Annotated in this window: 1 protein-coding gene and 1 pseudogene; both read left to right on the top strand. The window is 64.0% G+C overall.

Annotation, left to right across the window (positions count from 1 at the left end; genetic code table 11):
* Nucleotides 1-879: pseudogene (locus Q0964_RS16660) on the top strand (hypothetical protein); the annotation flags it as partial.
* A 445-nt stretch (nucleotides 880-1324) separates the two neighbouring features.
* Nucleotides 1325-4569: S8 family serine peptidase (locus tag Q0964_RS16655; protein WP_299269864.1), on the top strand; the 3245-nt coding region annotated here is incomplete at its 3' end.

The raw sequence follows: 4569 nt of genomic DNA, 5'->3' as shown, positions 1-4569 counted from the left end.
TTCCAGATCTGCAACCAGGGCAAAGAACCGGTCTGTCTGTGGATCAGCGAGAAAACAGGTGCCGACCCCGGACGGGTCACCCTGTACGTGGATGCGGGCCAGCGGGACGGCGACTCGACGACGCCAAAACGACTCACCGACGACGACCCACGCACCCGCGATTTGGCACTCCTTGACCCGGGACTGCAGACGTTCAATGGCGTCGAGGAGTCAATCTCGCTCGAGGTGGGTGAGTGTGTCTGTGTCGGCGTGCAGGTGGTCACGAAGGAGGACGACTCCTTCGAGATCACGGAACCCGCCGAGGGCGACCAGTTGATCGACGAGATCGGCCTCGTCGCGGATGTCAACGAGACTGGCTGCAGGGACCCGGGGCCTGAGCCCCAGTGCCCGAACTTGGTCGCTGACTACAGCTGTACCACGTACAGTCTAGGGAGTGGGAAATACCAGGCCATCGGCACCCGGATTACGGTCGAGAACACTGGGAACGCCCCGACGAACTGGGGATACGCGATAAGGGACTCTCCCAACGAGTACGAGGCAATCGCCGACACGCAAAACGCCATCGACGCGGGCGATACGGTTTCCGAACCGCTCAACGCGGCTGACCCGAAGGAGGGGTTCGTCTACTGGAGCGCTCCAGACGAATGCGACGGAAGCACGTGGGGTGAGGTCAAGGGTGATCTCGATTCAGACTTCGTCGATGCGGTCGAGAACACAGAGATTCCGAGTATCGAGGACAGCGACTACGCTAACCTGATCGACTTCCCGGAGGAAGTCGGGACCCTCGATGACCCGGACGATCCGAACAACAATATCCCCGAAGAGGACTTCCCGGACGACCTGCCCAACGAGCCTGTTGTCGCTTGCCGCACGCTGTAGCTGTTCTTTCTCTTCCGGTCTTTTTTTGCCCGACACACAGCACTGGCAGTGTCAATCTCTCCCGGTTCCGCGCGTGTGCGAAGTTATCGTGCCTATAACGGTCAGAAACCTCTGTCTGCCACACCCGGACTCGACGGGTCTGTGTCTCCGTTCAGGAGATTCCAGCATCGCCCCGGCGACCCACAGGAGACCCGACAGCGCTGTCAGGGATTCAGCCACACGAACCACGAGTGTGACCACATCAATGACACTCAGGCCGACTTTCTATTTCTTACGAATAGTAATTAGAACGTTTTTTATCTCGGAGGATATCTCTCAAAACAAGTTAACCGCGCTACGTAATACAAATCATATATTCTTCTATATATCTGAGAAAGACTAACACGGCTATCGGCGTCGATAATTTGACGCCAACGCTATTAAATGGCTGTACTGTAGCCCGAGCGTGAACCAACACGGATCGGTTATCCTCTTGCTTTGCCTCGGTCTGCTCAGTTTAGTGGCAGTCGGGGCCGCGCTCGGGGATGTCCAGACGACAGAGAGCGAGATGTTCGATACACATAGTGGTGAGTTCCTGCCCGTCGATGATGTCGAGTATCTGCCCGCCGACACCCCCGAAACGGAGGGTGTCGAGACGGGCGTCGAGATAGACGACGAACTTCGCAGTGCAGACGGCAGTGTCGAGGTTATCGTCTCGCTGTCCGAAAGCGACCAGACGACCAGCGTCGAGACACTGCAGGCCCACGCGAGCGACACCCAGCAGTCGCTCGTGGCGTTCGCTCGGGACCGACCGGGCGTGACAGTCGAGAATCGGTTCTGGCTCACGAACGCGGTTGTGGTCAGTGTCGACACGGACAGACTGTCGCTCCGTGAACTGGCCAGCGTCCGCCACGTCGACGCGCTGAGGGCCAACGTCGAGGTAGAGGCACACAGGACCAGCGCGGCGACCCCGGCCAACAGTACCGCCGACGGCCCAACGACGATGGCCGACACCACGTGGGGCCTGTCACAGATCGGTGCGCCCGAGGTCTGGGAGACGTACGGAACCCAGGGTGAGGGGACGACAGTGACGGTGCTCGATACAGGTGTCGACGCCAGTCACCCAGACCTCAACGTCTCCGCGTGGGCCGAGTTCGACAGAAGCGGTGATCAGGTCGACTCGGCTCCGTACGACTCGGGGACCCACGGGACACACACCAGTGGGACAGTGGCCGGCGGGAACGAGAGCGGTGTACAGATCGGTGTCGCGCCGGGGACCGAACTGCACCACGGCGGCGTCCTCACAGACGAGGGCGGGTCGTTCGGCTCCGTCATCGGCGGGATGGAGTGGGCGGTCGCGAACGACGCGGACGTGGTCAGCATGAGTCTGGGTGCGACCGGCCACATCGACTCGATGATCGACCCCGTTCGGAACGCGGAGGCGGCGGGGACAACCGTCGTCGCATCAGTCGGGAACAGCGACGAGGGCTCGAGCAGTACCCCGGGGAACACGTACGACGGAATCGGTGTCGGAGCGCTGAAACCGTCCGGGGAGATTGCGTCGTTCTCCTCCGGCGAGGTCATCGACACCGACAGCGCCTGGTATGGTGCCCCGTCGGACTGGCCGGCGGAGTACGTTGCTCCGACGGTCGCCGCGCCGGGCTGGTATATAAAGAGCACGTGGCCGGACGGCGAGTACTACAACAACTACGGCACGAGCATGGCCGCACCACACGTCGCGGGTGCGGTCGCGCTCATCGAGTCGGCGGTCGATTACGACCCCTCACCCGCCGAAATAAAGGGGGCGCTGGAGGCGACGGCGACAAAGCCCGACGACGTCGGCACTCCCCCCGGCGAGCGTGACACGCGCTACGGGTCGGGTATCATCGACGTGCCGGCGGCGATCGAGTACCTCTCGACGCCGGGAAGCGCGGCGTTCCAGGTCGATATCGTGTCCACGAACGAGCCTGTCGTGGCGGGTTCGACCCTCGATGTGAGCGTTGCCGTCACGAACACCGGCGACGCCGCGGGCACGGAGTCGATGACGCTGACTGCCGGTGCCCTCGGCGAGACCAGCACGACGGTTGACCTCGGCGCGGGCGACACTGTCGAGCAGACGCTCTCGGTCGGAACGGCCGGCGGTGACGCGGGCACCTACACCGCGACGGCCACCACCCCCGACGACACGGCAGGCGCGAGCGTGACCGTGCTCGAACCGGCCACGTTCGCGGTGACCAGCCTCAGCGCGACCAACCCGGTCGAGGGCGAGGACATCGCTGTCGAATTCACGGCCGAGAACACCGGCGACGTCGACGGCACAGAAACCGTCACGCTGAGTACGGACCTCAATCGCGACCAGAACAGCACCGAACTGACACTCGTCGGCGGCGAGTCGGCCACCCGGACGCTGTCGGTCGGCACGGCAAGCGGCGACAGCGGGAGTTACACCGTCACCGTCGCCAGCGAGGACGACACGAACAGCACCGGAGTAACCGTGCAGAAACCCGCACAGTTCGCGGTGAACATCACCGGCACCGACTCGCCGGTGGTCGAGGGTGAACCGCTCTCCGTCGACGCGACCATCGAGAACATCGGTGACGTTGCAGACACACAGACCGTGACCCTCGACGCCGGGAACCTCGGGACCGATGGCACGTCGGTTTCGCTTGCCGGCGGCGAGTCGACGGGGCTCAGCCTCACGCTCGACGCCAGCAGCGGTGATGCGGGCAGTTACACCGCCAGCGTCGCGAGCGCTGACGACGCCGACAGTACCGCCGTCACTGTGCAGGAACCGGCCTCCTTCGCCGTCGGTATCACCGGCGCCAACTCGCCGGTTGTCACGGGTGACTCACTCTCGGTTGAGGCGACCGTCGAGAACACCGGTGATGTCGGCGATACACAGACGCTCACGCTCGATGCGGGTGGTCTCGGGACTGATTCGACAACCCTCTCGCTGACCGGCGGCGAATCCACTGCGGTGACGCTCTCGGTCGACACGGCGGGCGGTGACGCGGGCAACTACACCGTTACCGTCGCGAGCGCGGACAGCAGTGACAGCACGGGTGTGACCGTGCAGGCGTCAGGCGCTCTCACGGTGGCTCTCTCCGGCACGAACACACCCGTCGTCGAGGGTGAGATGCTGTCGGTCGAGGCCACTGTCGAGAACACCGGCGACGTGAGCGACACACAGACGATTGCGCTCGACGCGGGTGGTCTGGGGACCGACTCGACGGCCGTCTCGCTGGCCGGTGGCGAATCCACCGCGCTGACACTCTCGGTGGACACGGGCAGCGGCGACGCGGGGACCTACACCGCCACCGTCTCGGGTGCGGACGACGCTGGCAACACCACCGTCAGTGTGCAGGAGCCGGCGTACTTTGCTGTCGGTATCGACGGTATCAACTCGCCGGTCGTTGCGGGCGAGACACTGACCGTCGACGCGGCCGTCGAGAACACCGGTGACGTTGCGGACACACAGACTGTCACACTCGACGCCGGAAGTCTCGGCGGCACCAGCACGACGACGACTCTCGCCGGCGGGGAGACAGTCACGGAGACGCTGTCACTCGCGACCGGTGCGGGTGACGCGGGCGAGTACACCGTGACTGTCGGGAGTGCAGACGAGACAGCGAGCGCCGTCGCGACGGTGCTCCAACCCGCGGCGTTCACCGTCGATATCGTCGAAACGACCAGTCCGGTCGAGGGTGACCG

Source organism: Halorientalis sp. (genome assembly GCF_028275115.1).
In the GTDB taxonomy this organism is placed as follows: Archaea; Halobacteriota; Halobacteria; order Halobacteriales; family Haloarculaceae; genus Halorientalis.
The sequence above is the reverse complement of the archived record's forward strand: the minus strand, read 5'-3'. Positions and strand labels throughout refer to the sequence as shown.